We start from the raw sequence: 16,282 nt of genomic DNA on the forward strand, positions 1-16,282 counted from the left end.
CAAAGCAGCCTGTGTTTTTCGGCATACCGCCCTCAATCACCGAGCAATTGCTTGTCATCCGGGTCACGATGTTCCACGAGCTGCTGCTTGATATGACGCAACGTCACCATCGACCGCTGCCGTTGGTGATAGGCAGCAAGCGTCGCCAGAACATCGACGGCGGCCAGATAGGCGTAGCGCGATGAGGTGGGGCGGAAGATATTGTTTCCCTCGGGTACATTAACGGCCACCACCATATCCGCAGCCGCGGCAACAGGCGTGTCGCTCTGGGTGAGCGCAATGGTGGTGACCCCCATTTCCCGCGCCAGCCTGAAACATTTCACCAGTTCCATGTTTCGGCCGGAAAAGGACGAACCGATGATGACGTCTTCCTTGCGCGCAGCGGCGGTCATCATCAGCTGCATGCTGTGATCGGCGCTGGTCGAAACGCGCAGACCCAGGCGGAACAGCCGGTTCTGGATTTCCGAAGCTATCATCGAGGAATTGCCGCCCGCGCCGAAGGCGTAGATCATGCCGCTATTGGCGATCCTGATCGCGGCCTCATCGGCCAGAGCGGGATCGAGCGTCCTGTGCAGCAGGAAAAGCGCTTCCTGCGCCTTGGCAAGCACCTCCTCCGCGACATCGGAAGGGCCGGTGCTGGAGGGCTCGGAGGTAAGATATCGGATACCCACATAGGCCGTCTTGGCGAGGCTGACCTTGAAATCCGAAAAGCTCTGGCAGCCGAGACGCCGGCAGAACCGCGTCACCGTCGGCGGAGATACTTCGGCGCGGGCCGCAAGCTCGATGATCGAGGCATTGACGGCGAATTCGAAGTCCGAAACCAGAATATCGGCGATCCGCCGTTCCGATTGCGAGAACTGCCCCCTGTCTTCCTGTATCCTTGCGAAAATATCCATGTTCACCGGTCTCCGTTCCGCCAAAACTTAAGCCTTGGCTCCGTTACCGATGCACCCTAATAAAGCGCGCCCGTCAACCGCATAGCCCCCTGAATCGATCCTGTTTCGTCCCATTGACGACACGACGGACACCTCTGATTTGAAAATTATTTTCTCTGTTGATTGATAGATGAGCATATGCCAACAATCTTCACCAGAGAAAACTCCAAATCTTGAAAATAATTTCAAAAACGGACCCAAACCATGCGTGACCCCTTCAAAAACCCCTTTCCCGCAACGGACGTCGCCCGCCATTCTATCTGGGAGATGCTGGTAACGCGGGACATCGACGCATTCCTCGCTGCCGACTGGTCGAAGGTCGCGGATGATTTCGTTGAGGACGGCTTTCTCGGCATCAACGCCAACCGCGATGCGAACCCGGACAACTGGCGCCTGTCCTTCCCCTCGCTTACCGCCTATCGCGACGAATGGCTGCGGCAGGCGCAGGATTTTCAAACCCAGCAATTCGCAGAGAATCCGCGCGATGCGATCTTCACGACCACCACGCTGGAAGAAATCGAAGTGGAAGGCGAGACCGCGCTGGTCCGCAAGAAGTTCGACGGCGGGCTTCGCAAGGCCGATGGCAGCTTCGACGTCATGAAATGGCAGACGCTCTATTATTGCCGGCTGCATCAAGGCCGCTGGAAGATCAGCGGTTTCACCGGCTACATGCCCAATCCTATGCCCTGATCCAACGGACTTGGCAGACAGTTTCGAACGCCGGGCCGAAAGCCCGGCGTTATTTTTTCGTCTGGAAGACGAAGAAGAAAACCGACGAAAATGGATCTCGTCAGAGAAAACCGGGCATGGGGAGACAGATTTCATGGCCCGGTTCCTGCCCTTTATTGTATCAGCTTGAGGACGGAGAGATCGACGCGCCGTTCCAGCGCTGTGCCGCTTTCATCGAACAGATGGCAGTCCGACGCCTTAATGCCGGTGACGATGAGTTCGTCGACAACAACCGGCGCGGAACCGGAAAGAAGCGCGCAATAATTTTCACCCGTGGGCGCGACGCCATAAGCGATCGTATTTACACCCAGCCGCTCGATAACGCTGGGCGCGACCTTGATATTCAGGTCGGCCGTTTCGAGACCGGTATGTTCCGGGCGAATGCCGAGCGTCAGCTGCGTGCCTTCAAGACCGGCGCGCGGCTCCACCGGCACGGTGATCGTCTGGCCCTCATATTCCACCGTCACACCTTCGGCGCTGACGGATTTGCAGGTGACCTTGAGGAAGTTCATTTTCGGATTGCCGATGAAACCTGCGACAAACACGTTCGCCGGCTTGTGGTAAAGCTCGAGCGGCGCGCCAACCTGGGCGATTTCACCACCATTCAGCACCACGATGCGGTCAGCCATGGTCATGGCTTCCACCTGGTCGTGCGTCACATAGATCATCGTCGCCTGCAGCGTCCGGTGAAGATTGGTGAGTTCGATGCGCATGTCGGCGCGAAGTGCCGCATCAAGGTTGGAAAGCGGCTCGTCGAACAGGAATATCTTCGGCTCGCGAACGATGGCGCGGCCGATCGCCACGCGCTGACGCTGGCCGCCGGACAACATGCCGGGACGCTGCTGCAGGCGCTGGTCAAGTTGCAGGATCTTGGCGACGCCCTCAACCTTTTCCTTGATCTTGGCCTCTTCCATTTTTTCGACGCGGAGGGGAAAAGCGATGTTTTCGAAAACCGTCATATGCGGGTAGAGCGCATAGGACTGGAAGACCATGGCGATGCCGCGTTTCACCGGCGGCAAGTCATTGACCTTCACGCCGTTGATGACGATATCGCCAGCGGAAATATCCTCAAGGCCGGCGATCATGCGCAGCAATGTGGACTTGCCACATCCCGAGGGGCCGACAAAAACGACGAACTCGCCATCCCTGATGTCGAGCTGAACGCCCTTGATGACTTCGAAATGTCCATAGTTCTTGCGGACGTTGTTGAGATAAAGCTGACCCAAAACTTGCCTCTCCCGTCACCAGCCGACATCAGGCTGCGTTCAGAGACGTTCCGCAACACGGGGAAAATCGCGTCGAACCGGAACCGTTGAAAAACACGAGACGACCCTTCCGTCATAACGGCAGGCATTCTCGCGGCGGATTATGGGGTTGCGGGCGACCTGCGCCCGCAACCGTATCAATGTGGATTACTTGTACTGCTCGAGAGCTGCAGAGGCCTTCTTTGCGGCATCTTCCGGTGTTGCCTTGCCGGTAACGACAGACTGCACCATCTCGATCATCGTGTCCTGGAAGCCCTTGTAGTCAGTGAAAAGCGGCTCGGGACCGCCATAGGCGATACCGTCGATGAGCGGCTTCCAGAAGGGGTCCTTGGCGATGAATTCATCAACCTTCGGCGACGGACGAAGCGGGGTGAGGCCAGCGCCGCCCTGCAGTTCGTATTCACCCTGCGGGCCGGGCGAGGTGATGAATTTGGCGAATTCGGTCGCCTTTTCTTCGACACCGGTTCCCTTGAAGATCGCGAGGCTGTCGGTGATGAGCAGCGTGCCGGGGCCCTTGGCTTCAGGGCCGAGCGGCAGGGTTGCGATACCCCAGTTGATCTTGGTTTCCTGCAGACGGGTTGCGGCACCCGATCCTGCCTGGATCATGCCGACCTTGCCATCGAGGAAGATGGCGCGGATTTCGTTCTGCTCATAGGCCGTCGGACCTTCGACGGAATAAGGCGTGATATCCTTGTAGGCCTTAAGCGCTGCGAGAACCTGCGGGCTGTCGACGGTGATCTTGTCGCCATCGATGACCTTGCCGTTGTTGGTGTAAACCCAGTGCATGAACTGGTGCATGGTATTGTCGAAGGTCTTGGCGGGCAGGCCGTAACCGGCAACGCCGGTCTTTTCCTTGATCTGCTTCGCAAAGGCGATCTCTTCAGCCCAGGTCTTCGGCGGCACTTCCGGATCGAGACCGGCCTGCTTGAACAGGTCCTTGTTCCAGTAGAGCGCCTTGGTCGAGAAAGCGACCGGCACGCCCCACTGTGTATCCTCGAAGGTGACCGTGTCGACGATATTAGGGTAATAGGTCTTCTTTTCGTCTTCCGTCATCGGCACCGGAACGATGAGGTCGTTCTGAGCGAACTGCTTCAGCGTGCGCGAACCGACATAGGCCATGGCGACCGGGGTACCGGCGGCAGCGAGCGTGGTTGCCTTGTCCTGGCACTGAGCCCAGCCAACGACTTCCGGAACGACCTTGTATCCGGCATTCTTGCCTTCCCATTCCTTGATGTATTTTTCATGGATGGGGTCCATCTTGTCGCCGCAATAGATCCAGCTGATCTCCTTGTCGGCGGCGTGTGCCGCCACCGTGCCAAGGGCAGTGGAACCGGCAAATGCGAAAGCGCAAAGCGCCAATCCGTAATGTTTCAGTGCCATAATTAGTCTCCCGTTTTCTGGTGGTCGTTCCTATTGTTGATTATTTCACCGCGCCGGCGGTAAGCCCGCTGACGAGATAGCGTTGCATGAAGAAGATGACGACCATGGCCGGCGCAATGCCGACGAAACTGGCCGCCATCAACTCATTCCAGACGACTTCCTGACGACCGAAATAGGCGAACAGGCCGATGGGCAGCGGCATATATTCGGTCTTGGAATTGAAGGTGAGAGCGAAGATGAACTGCTGGGCATAAGCGCCGATGAAGGTGGTGATGGACACAACCGCGATACCAGGCATCGCAAGCGGCAGGATCACCCGGCGGAAGGTATAGAAATAGCTCGCGCCATCCACATAGGCCGCCTCCTCCAGTTCACGCGGGATACGCAGCATGTAGGTCCGCAAAAGCCAGATGGCGGTGGGGATCAAAAAGGCGGCACCGGGAATGATCATCGCCAGATAGGTGTTCAGCACGCCCATATTGCGCATCAGCCGGTAAAGCGGGATCAAAAGCACCGCACCGGAGAACATGTTGATCGCCAGAAACGCGCCGAGCAATTGCCCGCGACCGCGAAACTGGAACCGCGCGAAAGCATGGGACGCCGGCACCACCAGAAGCAGAACGATGATCGTCGATATCGTCGAGATGAAGAAGGAGTTGAAGACGTAGCGGGCAAAGCCGGGAACGCTGACCCACATGGTCCGATAAGCTTCGAAGGAGCCGTTTTCCGGCCAAAACTTATACGGTGACGAAAAAAGCAGGCTGAGCGGTTTCAGCGAAACCAGAAACCCTTCGACAAAAGGCGCCAGCACGAAGGTCAGGAATACGGCGATGCCGCAATAAATCCCGACAATCTCATACCATCTGTAACGGTTGATCATCGCATTTTTGTCGGTCATCGGCTGGTCTCCTGCGAGATACGGCTGGTGATGCGGAAGTAGAAGTAGGTGAATATGGACAGGAAGATGCAGATCAGCACTGCACGCGCTGCGCCCTCACCGTATTTGTAGGAACCGATTGCCGTCTTGTAGGTGTCGATGATCATGGTCGTCGTCTGGCCCGTCGGTCCGCCCTGTGTCAGGATCCAGATGATGTCGAAGGAATTGAAGGTCGAAATCAGCGAGATCATCGACATGGTAATCATGGCCGGCAGCATCAGCGGCAACGTGATGCGGCGGAAGCGGTAGGTGCGGCTGGCGCCGTCGGTCCAGGCTGCCTCGTAAAGATCCTGCGGAATGGCCTGAATTGCCGCCAGCAGATAAAGCGTCACCATCGGCACGCCGATCCATACGTCGGTGATGATGGTCGCCCAGAAAGCCGTGCTGCCATAGGCGAGGAAGGCGACTGGACCGTCCACCAGGCCAAGATTCTGGAGAACACCGGAAATCATGCCGAACTGGCCGTTATACATCCAGCCCCACATGAAGATGCCGATAGCCATAGGCACGATCCATGGCGGCATGGTCAAAAGGCGAAACAGCGCCCGACCAGGAACGGCCGAATTCAGAAGGACTGCACCAAATGTGCCGATGATCATCTTTATCGAGACGGAAAAGAACGTCCAGATAAAGGTCCGCGTGATGACCTCGGCAAAAGTCGCGTTGAAAATCTTCTCGTAGTTGATGAATCCCACCCAGTTCGTCGTTTTTCTAAGCGACGCATCGGTGAAGGACAGGATGAAGGTATCGACGAGCGGATAAGCAACGATAACCGTGATGTATAAAAGCGCCGGCAGAAGAAGAAGCCAGGCGAAGACGACCGCGCTGCGTTTCGCATCCATCGCCGCGCCCCTCAAGCCGATTTCACGGCGGGGGATTTAGGCTGGCCGTGTAGCGCCAGATCATACTCCTCCCACACCGGCTTGAGATCGATCACTTTACGGCCATGGCGCGCTTCATCCATGGCAAGCGCCAGAATTCCGGCCTCTATCGCATCGAGTGCGGAAACCGGCAGCGGCGTACCCTTGACAATATGGGCGATGACGTCCTCCGCCATTTGCTCATCCGCACCATAATGCTGCGAGAGCGTGGTCGCCGCCGAATAGGTCTTGGCAACGGTCTTTTCATTGGTCCGGGCATTGTGCACGCTCAGGAAGCCGCGAACAAAATCACCCTCGGCCATGCCCTTGGCGCCGATCACGCAGAAGCGGCGGAAATCGTCGGGAACGTTGAGATTGGTATGGAAGGCAAGTGATGCGCCGTTCTCGTATTCGACGATCGCCGTCTGGTAGTCGATGATATCACCGTCGCTGTCGAAGACCTTGTCGGAACCCATCCATCCGCTCGGCTTGCGATGGTAAACCTCCATGTCGTTGATGCCGTCATTCTGCGGCGCGTTCGCCGGCGTGAAGCTCTTGCGCCCGCCGAAACTCGATACGAAACGCGGCCGCGCGCCGACCACGCCATTATAGAGATCGAGGTCGTGGCAGCATTTTTCCAGCATGAAGGAACCGGAATAATTCTCGTAACGCCGCCAGTCGCGCATGAAGAATGCGCCGTGATAGGGCGGGATATGCTCCGAGGCCTCGATGGAAACGACATCACCCAGCCTGCCTTCGGCCTGCGCGGCGCGCAGATCGCGGTAAAGCGGGGAGTAACGCAGGACCAGACCAACGAGCAGCCGCTCGTGGCCGTGCTTGTTGAGCAGCCGGGCGAGTTCGAGGCTTTCCTCGATGCTGACGACGATGGGTTTTTCGGAGAAGATGGTGCAACCGGCCTCAAGCCCGATGCGGATATGCTCAAGATGCATATGGTTCGGCGAGCCGATCATCAGCAGATCGAATTTTTCGTTCGCGATCAGCGCCTCGGGGCTATCGTAAGCCTTGCCGGCCGAAATGCCCTTCTCCTGCAGGCCCGGCAGGCCCGCCGGCGCGGGATCGACATAACCGACGATCTCGAAATCCCTGTCGATCTCATGAAAAACGTAGCCCAGATAACCGAGACGGAATCCGAGTCCGATAATTCCCACCTTCATGAACTTTGTTCCCTGTTCATTCGTAATTCATTTTCGCAGAAGCGACCATTTCTGTGCTGGCCATCCAGTTATCTGCGATAATTTTCCGTCACGATGAAATTAATTTTCACGACGGTCAAGTTAAATTCGATTTCACTAACGCTGCCGCCAGCTGGAAACCGATTTTTTCGTCGAGACAGGTGCGAAACAGATCGCCGCCGGCCACCAACGCACAAAACAATACCAAAAAAATGCCAATCGTCCAGAGCATTTCCGTTATCGGGAAATTTTTTTTGGTTAATGCGAAAATATCAAGCACATAGCCTTATTATCAGGCAAAACATCGAAAAAATAACCGATTAATCGTACAAATCCGACAATGGTTTTATTTTGGTATTGCTGATTACGCGGCATATGATATAGCCAGAGCCGGCCATATCGCCGACCACATGGATCGTGACAGAGGTTATGGATGAACGGGGCAGCGCTTAATCTGGATGACCTGCAATCAGGCGGCGGCCCGCTTTACCTGAAACTGCGCCAGACGATTGAAGACGCCATCAATGGCGGCCGCCTGAAGCATGGCGACGCCTTGCCGCCGGAGCGCGATATTGCCGAAAGCGCCTGCGTCAGTCGCGTCACAGTGCGCAAGGCGGTGGATGATCTCGTCCGCGATGGTCTTCTGGTCCGCCGGCACGGTTCGGGCACTTTTGTCGTCAAGCCCATCACCCGCATGCAGCAGCCCCTGACCAAGCTCACCTCGTTTACCGAGGACATGCGCCGGCGCGGGATGACGGCGAGCACACGCTGGCTGGACAGAGGCCTGTTCCACCCGACTGGCGACGAGATGATGGCGCTCGGCCTTTCCCAATCCGCCATGGTGGCGCGGCTCACACGTCTGCGTCTCGCCAACGACCAGCCGATCGCACTCGAAGTCACGAGCCTGCCGGGCGATATTCTGCCCGACCCGCAACTGGTTGAAAACTCGCTTTATCTGGAGCTCGAGAAAAGCGGTATCCGCCCCGTGCGCGCCATTCAGCGCATCTCCGCCCGCAATCTCACGGATGAGGAAACATTGCTGCTTGGGGTTCCGCCAGGCTCGGCAGCCCTTTCCGTTCAGCGAATGGCCTATCTGGAAAGCGGACGCCTCATGGAAATATCCCGCGCACTGTACCGCAGTGACGCCTATGACCTCGTCGCCGAACTGACGATGGGTCCCGAGTGACAAACCTTGATCAAGGACATGAAACGATGACAACCCTGATGCGCCAGGAAATCGATGAGATTCCCGATGCAGTCGCCCGCCTGCTGGACAATGCCAACGCCGACTTCCGGGAAGCCGGCGCTCACCTGAGGGCCCGTGACCCGGCCGTTATCGTCACCATTGCACGCGGTTCCTCCGACCACGCCGCGCATTTCCTGAAATATGCGATCGAATTGCAGACCGGGCTGCCGGTCGCTTCGCTCGGCCCCTCGCTCGCCTCGATCTACCAGACGAAACTGCGGCTGGACCGGGCGGCGGCCTTCGCCGTCTCGCAATCCGGTAAAAGCCCAGATATCGTCGCTCTGGCGGAAAGCGCCCGTAGGGGTGGCGCGCTTACCTTCTCGCTCGTCAACACCCTGCCCTCCGCGCTCGGCGAAGCGGCAAATCACGCCATCAACATCCAGGCCGGTCCTGAAAAAGCGGTGGCGGCAACCAAATCTTTCGTCAACTCCATCGTCGCCGGCCTCGCGATCCTTGCCGAATGGACGGAAGACAGCCTGCTTGCCAAGGCCGTCAGCGCCCTGCCGCAGAATTTCGCCAAGGCCATCGCGCTCGACTGGAGCCAGATCGGCGAAGCAGTCAAGGGCGAGGAATCGCTTTATATGCTAGGCCGCGGTCCGGCTCTCGCCATTGCCGCGGAAGCCGCCCTGAAATGCAAGGAAACCTGCGAACTCCACGCGGAGGCCTATTCTTCGGCGGAAGTCATGCACGGCCCCGTTTCGCTGGTCGCGCCGAAATTTCCCATCATCGCCTTTGCCGCGCGTGACCGCGCGGAAACCTCCGTGACGGACATAGCGGCCGGTCTCGCCGGCAAGGGCGCAAGCGTTTTCGTCACCTCCGCAAAAGGCAGCCCGGCCAAGCCCTTGCCCTTCGTGGAAACCAATCACCCGCTGACCGACGCCCTGTTGCTGATCGCACCGTTTTACGGCTTCATCGAGCAATTGTCGCGCGCACGCGGCTTCAATCCGGATGCGCCCGTGGCGTTGAAGAAGGTGACGGAAACCCAATGAGCAGCAAGGCATTTGTCGGCGCCCGCATTTTCGATGGCGCCGGGTGGCACGATGGCAAGGTGCTGATGACCGGTGACGGCCGTGTTGGCGACATAGCCGACCGCATGTCCGTACCCCCAGACGCCGACATTATCGATGCGGAAGGACTGCTCATTGCGCCGGGCTTCATCGACCTCCAGGTCAATGGCGGCGGCGGCGTGATGTTCAACAATGAGCCGGATGTGGAAGGCATTGCCCGCATCTGCTCGGCCCATGCGCAATTCGGCACCACGGCGCTGATGGTCACTCTCATCACCGACCGGCCGGACATTACCTCCAGAGCCGCCGAAGCCGGCATCGTCGCCCACAAGGCTGGGGTGCCCGGCTTTCTCGGCCTGCATTTCGAAGGGCCGCATCTTTCCGTCGCACGCAAGGGCACCCATGATCCGGCGCTGATCCGAAAGATGGAAACGGCCGATCTTGCGATTCTGACCGGCTGCAAGGCGAAGCTTCCATTCGTGCTGACAACCATCGCCCCGGAAAACGTAACCGAGGAGCAGGTTACGGCGCTGCGCAAGGCCGGCATCGTCGTCAGTCTCGGCCATACCGATGCGGGCCTCAGCGTGGCGACGGCCTATGCCGAGGCCGGTGCATCCATGGTGACACATCTCTTCAACGCCATGAGCCCGCTCGGCCACCGCGAGCCGGGGCTGGTGGGAGCGGCACTTTCTAACGGGAAGCTGGATTGCGGGCTGATCGCCGACGGTTTCCATGTCGATCCCGCCGCGATCGGCATAGCGCTTCGCGCCAAGAATAGTCCTGGCCGCATTTTCCTCGTTACCGACGCCATGTCCACCATCGGCACGGACGATGACGGTTTTGAACTGAATGGCAGGCGCGTCTATCGCAACGGCGGCCGGCTGACGCTTGAAGACGGCACGCTGGCGGGGGCGGATATCGATATGCTCTCCTGCGTCCGCTTCATGCATGAAAAGCTGGACACACCGCTGGAAGAGGCCTTGAGAATGGCCTCGGCCTATCCCGCCGAGGCGGTGGGCGCTTCCCGCAAAGGTAAACTCCTGCCCGGTTTCGATGCGGATTTCGTCATGCTGACACCCGACCTTCAGATGCATTCGACATGGATATCAGGAGAAAAAATCCACGATGCCGCACGTTCCGGAGCCTGAATCATGATCGTTTGTTTCGATATAGGCGGAACGACCATCAAGGGCGCGATTGCCTACGCTCCCGACGATATTCGCCCCGTGCCGCGCATCCCGACGCCCAAGACCAGTTTTGAAGACTTCGCCGCCGGCCTGAAATCCATCATCGATAATAGCGGCGGCACACCCGCCTGCGTGTCGCTGTCGATTGCCGGCGTCATCGACGCCGACACCGGCAAGGCCACTGTCGCCAATATTCAGAGCATCCACGGCAGGGTATTGAAGGACGAGCTGGAAAAGGCGCTGCACCTTCCCGTCATCGTGTCGAACGATGCGGATTGTTTCGTGATCGCCGAATCGGAAATCGGTTCCGGGCGAGGCCATCGCGTGGTCTTCGGCGTCATCCTCGGAACGGGTGTCGGCGGCGGCCTTGTCATCGACGGCAAGCTCATCAACAGCGACGGCGGTTTCGCCGGCGAATGGGGACACGGGCCGGTGGCCGCGACATTGGCCGGAAACCCGCCGGTTTCACTGCCGCGTTTCGAATGCGGTTGCGGCCTTTCCGGCTGCGTCGACGCAATCGGCAGTGCCCGTGGCATGGAAAAACTGCATTCGCATCTTCACCGGCAGGAGATGACCAGCGAGGACATTATTGCGGCCTGGCAGGCGGGCGATGCGAAGGCCGCGAGAACCATCGATGTCCTCATCGATATTCTCGCCTCGCCTCTGGCGATGGTGATCAACGTTACCGGCGCAACCATCGTGCCGGTCGGCGGTGGACTTTCCAATTCGAAGGCGCTTCTCGCGGCTCTGGACGAGGTGGTCAGGAGCCGCATTCTTAGACGCTTCGATCGCCCTCTGGTCGTGCCCGCCATCTGCCGCATTGAGCCGGGGCTGATCGGTTCCGCCGTTATCGGGCTGAAATATGAGAAAGAAGCCGCCGGCACTGCCTGAGCGGCGTCACACCGTCTCGATCTTTTCCCGGCGGAAACCCAGCCCCACCAGCCGGCCGGGGAGATGGGAAAGAAGCGGAAACCGCATGATGGCCAGCACAAAGGCTGGCGGTCCTTTCGGTTTTTCCGCATCGGCCCGGCCCTTCTTGCCGCCGATACGCATCATCCGCTGCAGAAATTGCGTGGCCTTGGTCGGGAAGGATCGCCGCTTTTCAATTGCGGCAAGATCGTCGTCGGTAACGGCGCGACCGGATACGAGCACCGGCACCAATATATTCGCCGCCGCAACCGCATCCTGAATGGCCAGATTAATGCCAACGCCACCGACAGGCGACATGGCATGAGCCGCGTCACCAATGCAGATCAGGCCCGGTTTCCACCAGCGCTTCAGCCGGTCGATACGGACGGTCAGGAGATGCACGTCGTCCCAGTTCTTGAGCTCATCCAGCCTTTCGCGTGGGAAAGGGCAGATTTCCGCAACCCTGTCCCTGAAGGCTTCAATTCCCTGCAGCTTTATGTCCGCGAAAAATCCCTTTCGCACCACGTAACCGCATTGCCAGTAATCGCCCCGGTTGATCATGACGAAACCCTGCCGCGAGCCGGCATGCCCCATGGTTTCCGTTGGATCACCAGGCTGTTTCGAAAGACGCAACCACAGTACTTCGGTCGGAATGCCGAAACGCTGCACCTCCAGCCCCGCCGCCTCGCGAACGGTGGAGTTACGGCCATCCGCTCCCACCACCAGATCGGCTTCGATCTCGATGATGCCTTCCGGTGTGCTGACCGTGAGACCACCAACATGCCCGCCGCGCTCAATCAGGCCGGTCACCGGCGCATTCATCAGCAATCGGAAATTTTCGTATTGCCCCGCCTTGCCGACAATGAAATTGAGAAAATCCCATTGCGGCATAAAGGCGATGAAGCGGTGACGGACCGGCAGGCGGGAAAAATCCGCTATCGTGACACGCTCGCCGCCGATGACCGCATTCAGCCTTGGCGCACGCGTATGCGGCAGGCTCAGGAACTCATCGACAAAACCGAGTTGCTCCATCAATTCAAGCGTTGAGGGATGGATGGTGTCGCCACGAAAATCGCGGAGAAAATCCCCGTGTTTTTCGACGACGACGACATCGATACCGCTGCGCGCAAGCAGCAGGCCAAGCATCATGCCCGCCGGCCCGCCGCCGGCCACGGCGACGGATGTACGGATATGCTGAACGGACTTGCCGTCATTTTCCGGAGCGTTTGTCGCTTCCTCCATCACCTTCCCCCTATGGCCCGCTGAAAGTCTCTATCGTGTATCCGCCGCCGGAAGATTTGCATTTTTCGGTTGCGGCCAGCCCTGCGCATCGAACCGGAACAGCATTTCGGACCGGGCAAAGATAAAGGCGAAGGCCATGGCCGTCCACATGCCGAGCAACAGTCCGGCGGCGACATCGCTTGGATAATGTGCGCCGACGATGACACGCGAAACACCGATGACGAGGGCAAACAGGAGAAACACCCAGCGGAAGCGCGGCATCAACATGGCGAAAACACCGAAAAACGCCCCGGCAGCTGTCGAATGGCCGGAGGGAAAACTTTCATAGAGATTGTCGCCGGTGAAAGGAGTGAGGCTGTAGGCGCCCATTTCAAGGAGAAGCTCCGGCCTTGCCCGACCGATCAGGAATTTCAGCGTATGGACGAGAATGCTCGCCGTTCCGATCGTCAGGAAGAAATAAGCCAGAAGCCGCCATGCCGTTCTTAGGCGTCCGTTATAGGTCTGTGCCTTTAAAACCCGTGCGGCGACATAGGCTAATATCGCCAGAAGGCCGGTGGAATAGAGCATCCAGCTGAAGGTTCCGAAATCGGTAATCGCGCGGTTAAAAGAAACCACCCCACCCGGCAGGGCCTGCGCGCTTTCGGAAAGACGCGGATCAAAAGGAATGAAGACCAGGACCAGCACAAGGCTTGCCGCAAAAATCCACCCGCTGGAAACCAGGAAACGTCGCATCAATATCCTCTCATTGTTTTTCTTGCATATGGCTTTGCCCTCCGCAAAAACAATAGCCCGGGCTTTGTCCTTGTTATGGCTGGTTTTCGCGAGTAGAGGCTAATGCATGTTGCCCGAAAGTGCGTAGCGATTTCGGGAGAATGACAGGCACCAAGAGGTGCGAACCGGAAACGACCGACGGACTGAAAATGACGGATGCCAGTGAAATGCCACGCAAGCTGACAATATTGGGTTCGACGGGTTCGATCGGCACCAGCACGCTGGATGTGGTCCGTCAGCTGGGTGGCCGCGACGCGTTCGAGATCACGGCGTTGACCGGCGCAGGCAACATTGCTCTCCTTGCGGAACAAGCGCGGGAATTCGGCGCGCGGCTGGCAGTCACGGCTGAAGATGACAAATACGAAGCGCTGAAATCGGCCCTTGCCGGCACCGGCATTGAGGTTGCGGCAGGCAAATCCGGCCTAAAAGAAGCGGCATCGATGGATGCCGGCTGGGTGATGGCAGCGATTGCCGGAACCCCCGGTCTAGCGCCGACGCTGATAGCCGCGCAGCGTGGCGCAGATATAGCCCTCGCCAACAAGGAATGCCTGGTTTCGGCTGGTGATGTTTTTCTGCGTACGGTCAAGCAGGGCGGCGGCAGGCTGATCCCCGTCGACAGCGAGCACAGCGCAATCTTCCAGTGCCTGACGGGCGAACATAAACAGGCCGTGGAGCGCATCGTGCTGACGGCCTCCGGCGGGCCGTTCCGTACCTGGTCGCGCGACGAGATGGCCAATGTCACGGCGGATATCGCCCGCGCCCACCCCAACTGGTCGATGGGGCTGAAGGTCTCGATCGGCAGCGCCTCGATGTTCAACAAGGGACTGGAAATGATCGAGGCGAAATATCTCTTCGATCTCAGGCCCGATCAGGTGGAGGTGATCGTCCACCCGCAGTCGATCATCCATTCGATGGTGGGTTACACCGACGGCTCCTATATCGCCCAGCTCGGCTCTCCCGACATGCGCACCGCTATTTCTTATGCCCTCACCTATCCGCAACGCGGCAATCTGAATGTCGAGCGGCTGGATTTCGCAAAACTGGCGCGGCTCGATTTCGAAGCGCCGGATGAAGCCCGTTTCCCGGCGATCCGTCTGGCCCGCACGGCGCTGGAGCGCGGCGGCTTGCAGGGCGCAGCCCTAAATGCCGCCGAAGAGACCGCCTTTCACGCCTTCGTCGAGGGCGGCATCGGTTTTCTCGATATGGCCGAGATCGTCGAAACGGTCATGGACCGCATGCATGACGGCCGATCTGCCGCCACGATGGAAGATGTGTTCGCAGCGGATGAGGAAGCCCGTCGTCACGCCCGTGAATTGATCGCCACAAAAGAAAAGGCCGCGTAAACGCGGCCCGGTCTTCTTTTATCTTAACTGCGGCCTCACGCCACCGCACGCGCCAGTGCACAATGTGACCAGAGCTGGTGCAGCGCGCCGACGAGATGCTCGATGTCGGCATCGCTATGCAGCGGCGTCGGGGTAATGCGCAGGCGCTCGGTCTTGCGCGGCACGGTCGGATAGTTGATCGGCTGCACATAGACGCCGTGACTGTCGAGCAGGATATCCGAAATCCATTTGCACTTGGCGGCATCACCCACCATGACAGGCACGATGTGGCTGGGATTGTCCATATGCGGAATGCCACGTGCATCGAGAAGGCCGCGCAGCTTGCGCACCCGGTCCTGATGGCGGGCACGCTCGAAGGGGCTTGCCTTCAAATGCTGGATCGAGGCGATCGCGCCGGCGGCGAGCGACGGCGGCAGGGCCGTCGTGAAGATGAAACCGGAGGCGAAAGAACGGATGAAGTCGCAGACCGCCGTGGACCCGGTAATATAGCCGCCCATAACGCCGAAGGCCTTGCCGAGCGTACCTTCGATGATCGTCAGGCGATCCATGAGACCTTCGCGCTCGGCAATGCCGCCGCCGCGCGGGCCATACATGCCTACGGCATGAACTTCATCGAGATAGGTCATGGCGCCATAACGGTCGGCCAGATCGCAGATTTCCTTGATCGGCGCGATATCGCCATCCATGGAATAAACGGATTCGAAAGCGATCAGCTTCGGCGCGTTCGGATCGGCAGCCTTGAGCTTGGCTTCGAGATCTTCGAGATCGTTGTGTTTCCAGATCACCCGTTCGCAACGGCCATAACGGATGCCTTCGATCATCGATGCGTGGTTGAGCGCATCCGAGAAAATGATCAGGCCCGGAATTTTCTGGCCGAGCGTGCCGAGTGTTGCCCAGTTGGACACATAACCCGAGGTGAAGATCAGCGCCGATTCCTTGCCATGGAGGTCGGCAAGTTCCTGTTCAAGCAGGACGTGATAATGGTTGGTGCCAGAAATATTCCGGGTGCCTCCCGCACCCGCGCCACAGTGATCGATGGCGGCTTTCATGGCTTCGATGACTTTCGGGTTCTGGCCCATGCCGAGATAGTCGTTGGAACACCAGACGGTTACGTCCTTGCGTTCGCCATTGGCGTTGTACCGTGTCGCGCGGGGAAAATTGCCCTGCTGGCGTTCGATATCCGCAAAAACGCGATAGCGTCCCTCAGAATGCAGGCTTTGCAGTTCCGTTGTGAAAAATGCCTCGAAGTCCATGCCATGCTCCAGAATTGACCAGATC

16 protein-coding genes are annotated in these 16,282 nt (G+C 58.7%); 6 read left to right on the forward strand and 10 right to left on the reverse strand.

The annotated features are described in order from the left end of the window. Positions 1–32: 32 nt before the first annotated feature. On the reverse strand, positions 33–896 hold the full coding sequence (locus tag V6S97_RS22060) for a MurR/RpiR family transcriptional regulator (protein ID WP_003504906.1): 864 nt from the start codon (positions 894–896) through the stop codon (positions 33–35). A 243-nt stretch (positions 897–1,139) separates the two neighbouring features. Between V6S97_RS22060 and V6S97_RS22065 the strand changes: the two genes are divergently transcribed. Continuing rightward, the gene (locus tag V6S97_RS22065) at positions 1,140–1,625 is read left to right on the forward strand and encodes a hypothetical protein (RefSeq protein ID WP_003504908.1); all 486 of its coding nucleotides are present in this window, start codon (positions 1,140–1,142) and stop codon (positions 1,623–1,625) included. Positions 1,626–1,777: 152 nt separating this feature from the next. On the opposite strand, the gene V6S97_RS22070 is transcribed toward V6S97_RS22065, so the two are convergent. The 6 genes from V6S97_RS22070 to V6S97_RS22095 form a co-directional block, all read right to left on the reverse strand. After that, complete coding sequence (locus tag V6S97_RS22070; RefSeq protein ID WP_003504910.1) at positions 1,778–2,890, reverse strand: ABC transporter ATP-binding protein; 1,113 nt, start codon at positions 2,888–2,890, stop codon at positions 1,778–1,780. Positions 2,891–3,076: 186 nt separating this feature from the next. Then, positions 3,077–4,309, reverse strand: coding sequence for an ABC transporter substrate-binding protein (locus V6S97_RS22075; protein WP_003504912.1), 1,233 nt, complete (start codon positions 4,307–4,309; stop codon positions 3,077–3,079). A 40-nt stretch (positions 4,310–4,349) separates the two neighbouring features. Next, complete coding sequence (locus V6S97_RS22080) at positions 4,350–5,207, reverse strand: carbohydrate ABC transporter permease (protein WP_334427751.1); 858 nt, start codon at positions 5,205–5,207, stop codon at positions 4,350–4,352. After that, a complete protein-coding gene (locus V6S97_RS22085) occupies positions 5,204–6,088 on the reverse strand; it encodes a carbohydrate ABC transporter permease (RefSeq protein ID WP_020812890.1) in 885 nt (294 codons plus the stop codon). The genes V6S97_RS22080 and V6S97_RS22085 overlap by 4 nt, the downstream gene beginning before the upstream one ends. A gap of 11 nt (positions 6,089–6,099) precedes the next feature. Further along, on the reverse strand, positions 6,100–7,281 hold the full coding sequence (locus V6S97_RS22090; RefSeq protein ID WP_080866458.1) for a Gfo/Idh/MocA family protein: 1,182 nt from the start codon (positions 7,279–7,281) through the stop codon (positions 6,100–6,102). A 115-nt stretch (positions 7,282–7,396) separates the two neighbouring features. Beyond that, a complete protein-coding gene (locus tag V6S97_RS22095) occupies positions 7,397–7,579 on the reverse strand; it encodes a hypothetical protein (protein ID WP_035212808.1) in 183 nt (60 codons plus the stop codon). A 153-nt stretch (positions 7,580–7,732) separates the two neighbouring features. Here V6S97_RS22095 and V6S97_RS22100 point away from each other — a divergent pair, with 153 nt between their 5' ends. Genes V6S97_RS22100 through V6S97_RS22115 form a run of 4 tightly spaced genes read left to right on the forward strand, consistent with a single transcriptional unit; the run spans position 7,733 to position 11,630 of the window. Continuing rightward, complete coding sequence (locus tag V6S97_RS22100) at positions 7,733–8,485, forward strand: GntR family transcriptional regulator (protein ID WP_003504923.1); 753 nt, start codon at positions 7,733–7,735, stop codon at positions 8,483–8,485. A gap of 26 nt (positions 8,486–8,511) precedes the next feature. Further along, the gene (locus tag V6S97_RS22105) at positions 8,512–9,534 is read left to right on the forward strand and encodes an SIS domain-containing protein (RefSeq protein ID WP_080866459.1); all 1,023 of its coding nucleotides are present in this window, start codon (positions 8,512–8,514) and stop codon (positions 9,532–9,534) included. After that, a complete protein-coding gene (nagA, locus tag V6S97_RS22110; protein ID WP_080866460.1) occupies positions 9,531–10,700 on the forward strand; it encodes an N-acetylglucosamine-6-phosphate deacetylase in 1,170 nt (389 codons plus the stop codon). The genes V6S97_RS22105 and nagA overlap by 4 nt, the downstream gene beginning before the upstream one ends. A gap of 3 nt (positions 10,701–10,703) precedes the next feature. After that, positions 10,704–11,630: an ROK family protein gene (locus V6S97_RS22115; protein ID WP_003504929.1), complete on the forward strand. Its 927-nt coding sequence runs from the start codon at positions 10,704–10,706 to the stop codon at positions 11,628–11,630. A gap of 6 nt (positions 11,631–11,636) precedes the next feature. Here V6S97_RS22115 and V6S97_RS22120 read toward each other — a convergent pair whose 3' ends face one another. Then, positions 11,637–12,890, reverse strand: coding sequence for an FAD-dependent oxidoreductase (locus V6S97_RS22120; RefSeq protein WP_334427753.1), 1,254 nt, complete (start codon positions 12,888–12,890; stop codon positions 11,637–11,639). A gap of 30 nt (positions 12,891–12,920) precedes the next feature. Next, on the reverse strand, positions 12,921–13,622 hold the full coding sequence (locus V6S97_RS22125) for a phosphatase PAP2 family protein (RefSeq protein ID WP_112293774.1): 702 nt from the start codon (positions 13,620–13,622) through the stop codon (positions 12,921–12,923). A 188-nt stretch (positions 13,623–13,810) separates the two neighbouring features. Here V6S97_RS22125 and dxr point away from each other — a divergent pair, with 188 nt between their 5' ends. Then, positions 13,811–15,004, forward strand: coding sequence for a 1-deoxy-D-xylulose-5-phosphate reductoisomerase (gene dxr, locus V6S97_RS22130; RefSeq protein WP_334427772.1), 1,194 nt, complete (start codon positions 13,811–13,813; stop codon positions 15,002–15,004). Positions 15,005–15,039: 35 nt separating this feature from the next. On the opposite strand, the gene hemA is transcribed toward dxr, so the two are convergent. After that, positions 15,040–16,257, reverse strand: coding sequence for a 5-aminolevulinate synthase (gene hemA / locus V6S97_RS22135; protein ID WP_003504938.1), 1,218 nt, complete (start codon positions 16,255–16,257; stop codon positions 15,040–15,042). Positions 16,258–16,282: the final 25 nt, after the last annotated feature.

It is taken from the genome of Agrobacterium sp. CCNWLW155 (assembly GCF_036888815.1).
GTDB lineage: Bacteria > Pseudomonadota > Alphaproteobacteria > Rhizobiales > Rhizobiaceae > Agrobacterium > Agrobacterium radiobacter.

Bases quoted from the DNA above. Each gene is read 5' to 3' on its own strand.
- V6S97_RS22060 (WP_003504906.1), bottom strand. From the start codon at position 896: ATGGATATTTTCGCAAGGATACAGGAAGACAGGGGGCAGTTCTCGCAA.
- V6S97_RS22065 (WP_003504908.1), top strand. From the start codon at position 1,140: ATGCGTGACCCCTTCAAAAACCCCTTTCCCGCAACGGACGTCGCCCGC.
- V6S97_RS22075 (WP_003504912.1), bottom strand. From the start codon at position 4,309: ATGGCACTGAAACATTACGGATTGGCGCTTTGCGCTTTCGCATTTGCC.
- V6S97_RS22080 (WP_334427751.1), bottom strand. From the start codon at position 5,207: ATGACCGACAAAAATGCGATGATCAACCGTTACAGATGGTATGAGATT.
- V6S97_RS22085 (WP_020812890.1), bottom strand. From the start codon at position 6,088: ATGGATGCGAAACGCAGCGCGGTCGTCTTCGCCTGGCTTCTTCTTCTG.
- V6S97_RS22090 (WP_080866458.1), bottom strand. From the start codon at position 7,281: ATGAAGGTGGGAATTATCGGACTCGGATTCCGTCTCGGTTATCTGGGC.
- V6S97_RS22100 (WP_003504923.1), top strand. From the start codon at position 7,733: ATGAACGGGGCAGCGCTTAATCTGGATGACCTGCAATCAGGCGGCGGC.
- V6S97_RS22105 (WP_080866459.1), top strand. From the start codon at position 8,512: ATGACAACCCTGATGCGCCAGGAAATCGATGAGATTCCCGATGCAGTC.
- nagA (WP_080866460.1), top strand. From the start codon at position 9,531: ATGAGCAGCAAGGCATTTGTCGGCGCCCGCATTTTCGATGGCGCCGGG.
- V6S97_RS22115 (WP_003504929.1), top strand. From the start codon at position 10,704: ATGATCGTTTGTTTCGATATAGGCGGAACGACCATCAAGGGCGCGATT.
- V6S97_RS22120 (WP_334427753.1), bottom strand. From the start codon at position 12,890: ATGGAGGAAGCGACAAACGCTCCGGAAAATGACGGCAAGTCCGTTCAG.
- V6S97_RS22125 (WP_112293774.1), bottom strand. From the start codon at position 13,622: ATGCGACGTTTCCTGGTTTCCAGCGGGTGGATTTTTGCGGCAAGCCTT.
- dxr (WP_334427772.1), top strand. From the start codon at position 13,811: ATGACGGATGCCAGTGAAATGCCACGCAAGCTGACAATATTGGGTTCG.
- hemA (WP_003504938.1), bottom strand. From the start codon at position 16,257: ATGGACTTCGAGGCATTTTTCACAACGGAACTGCAAAGCCTGCATTCT.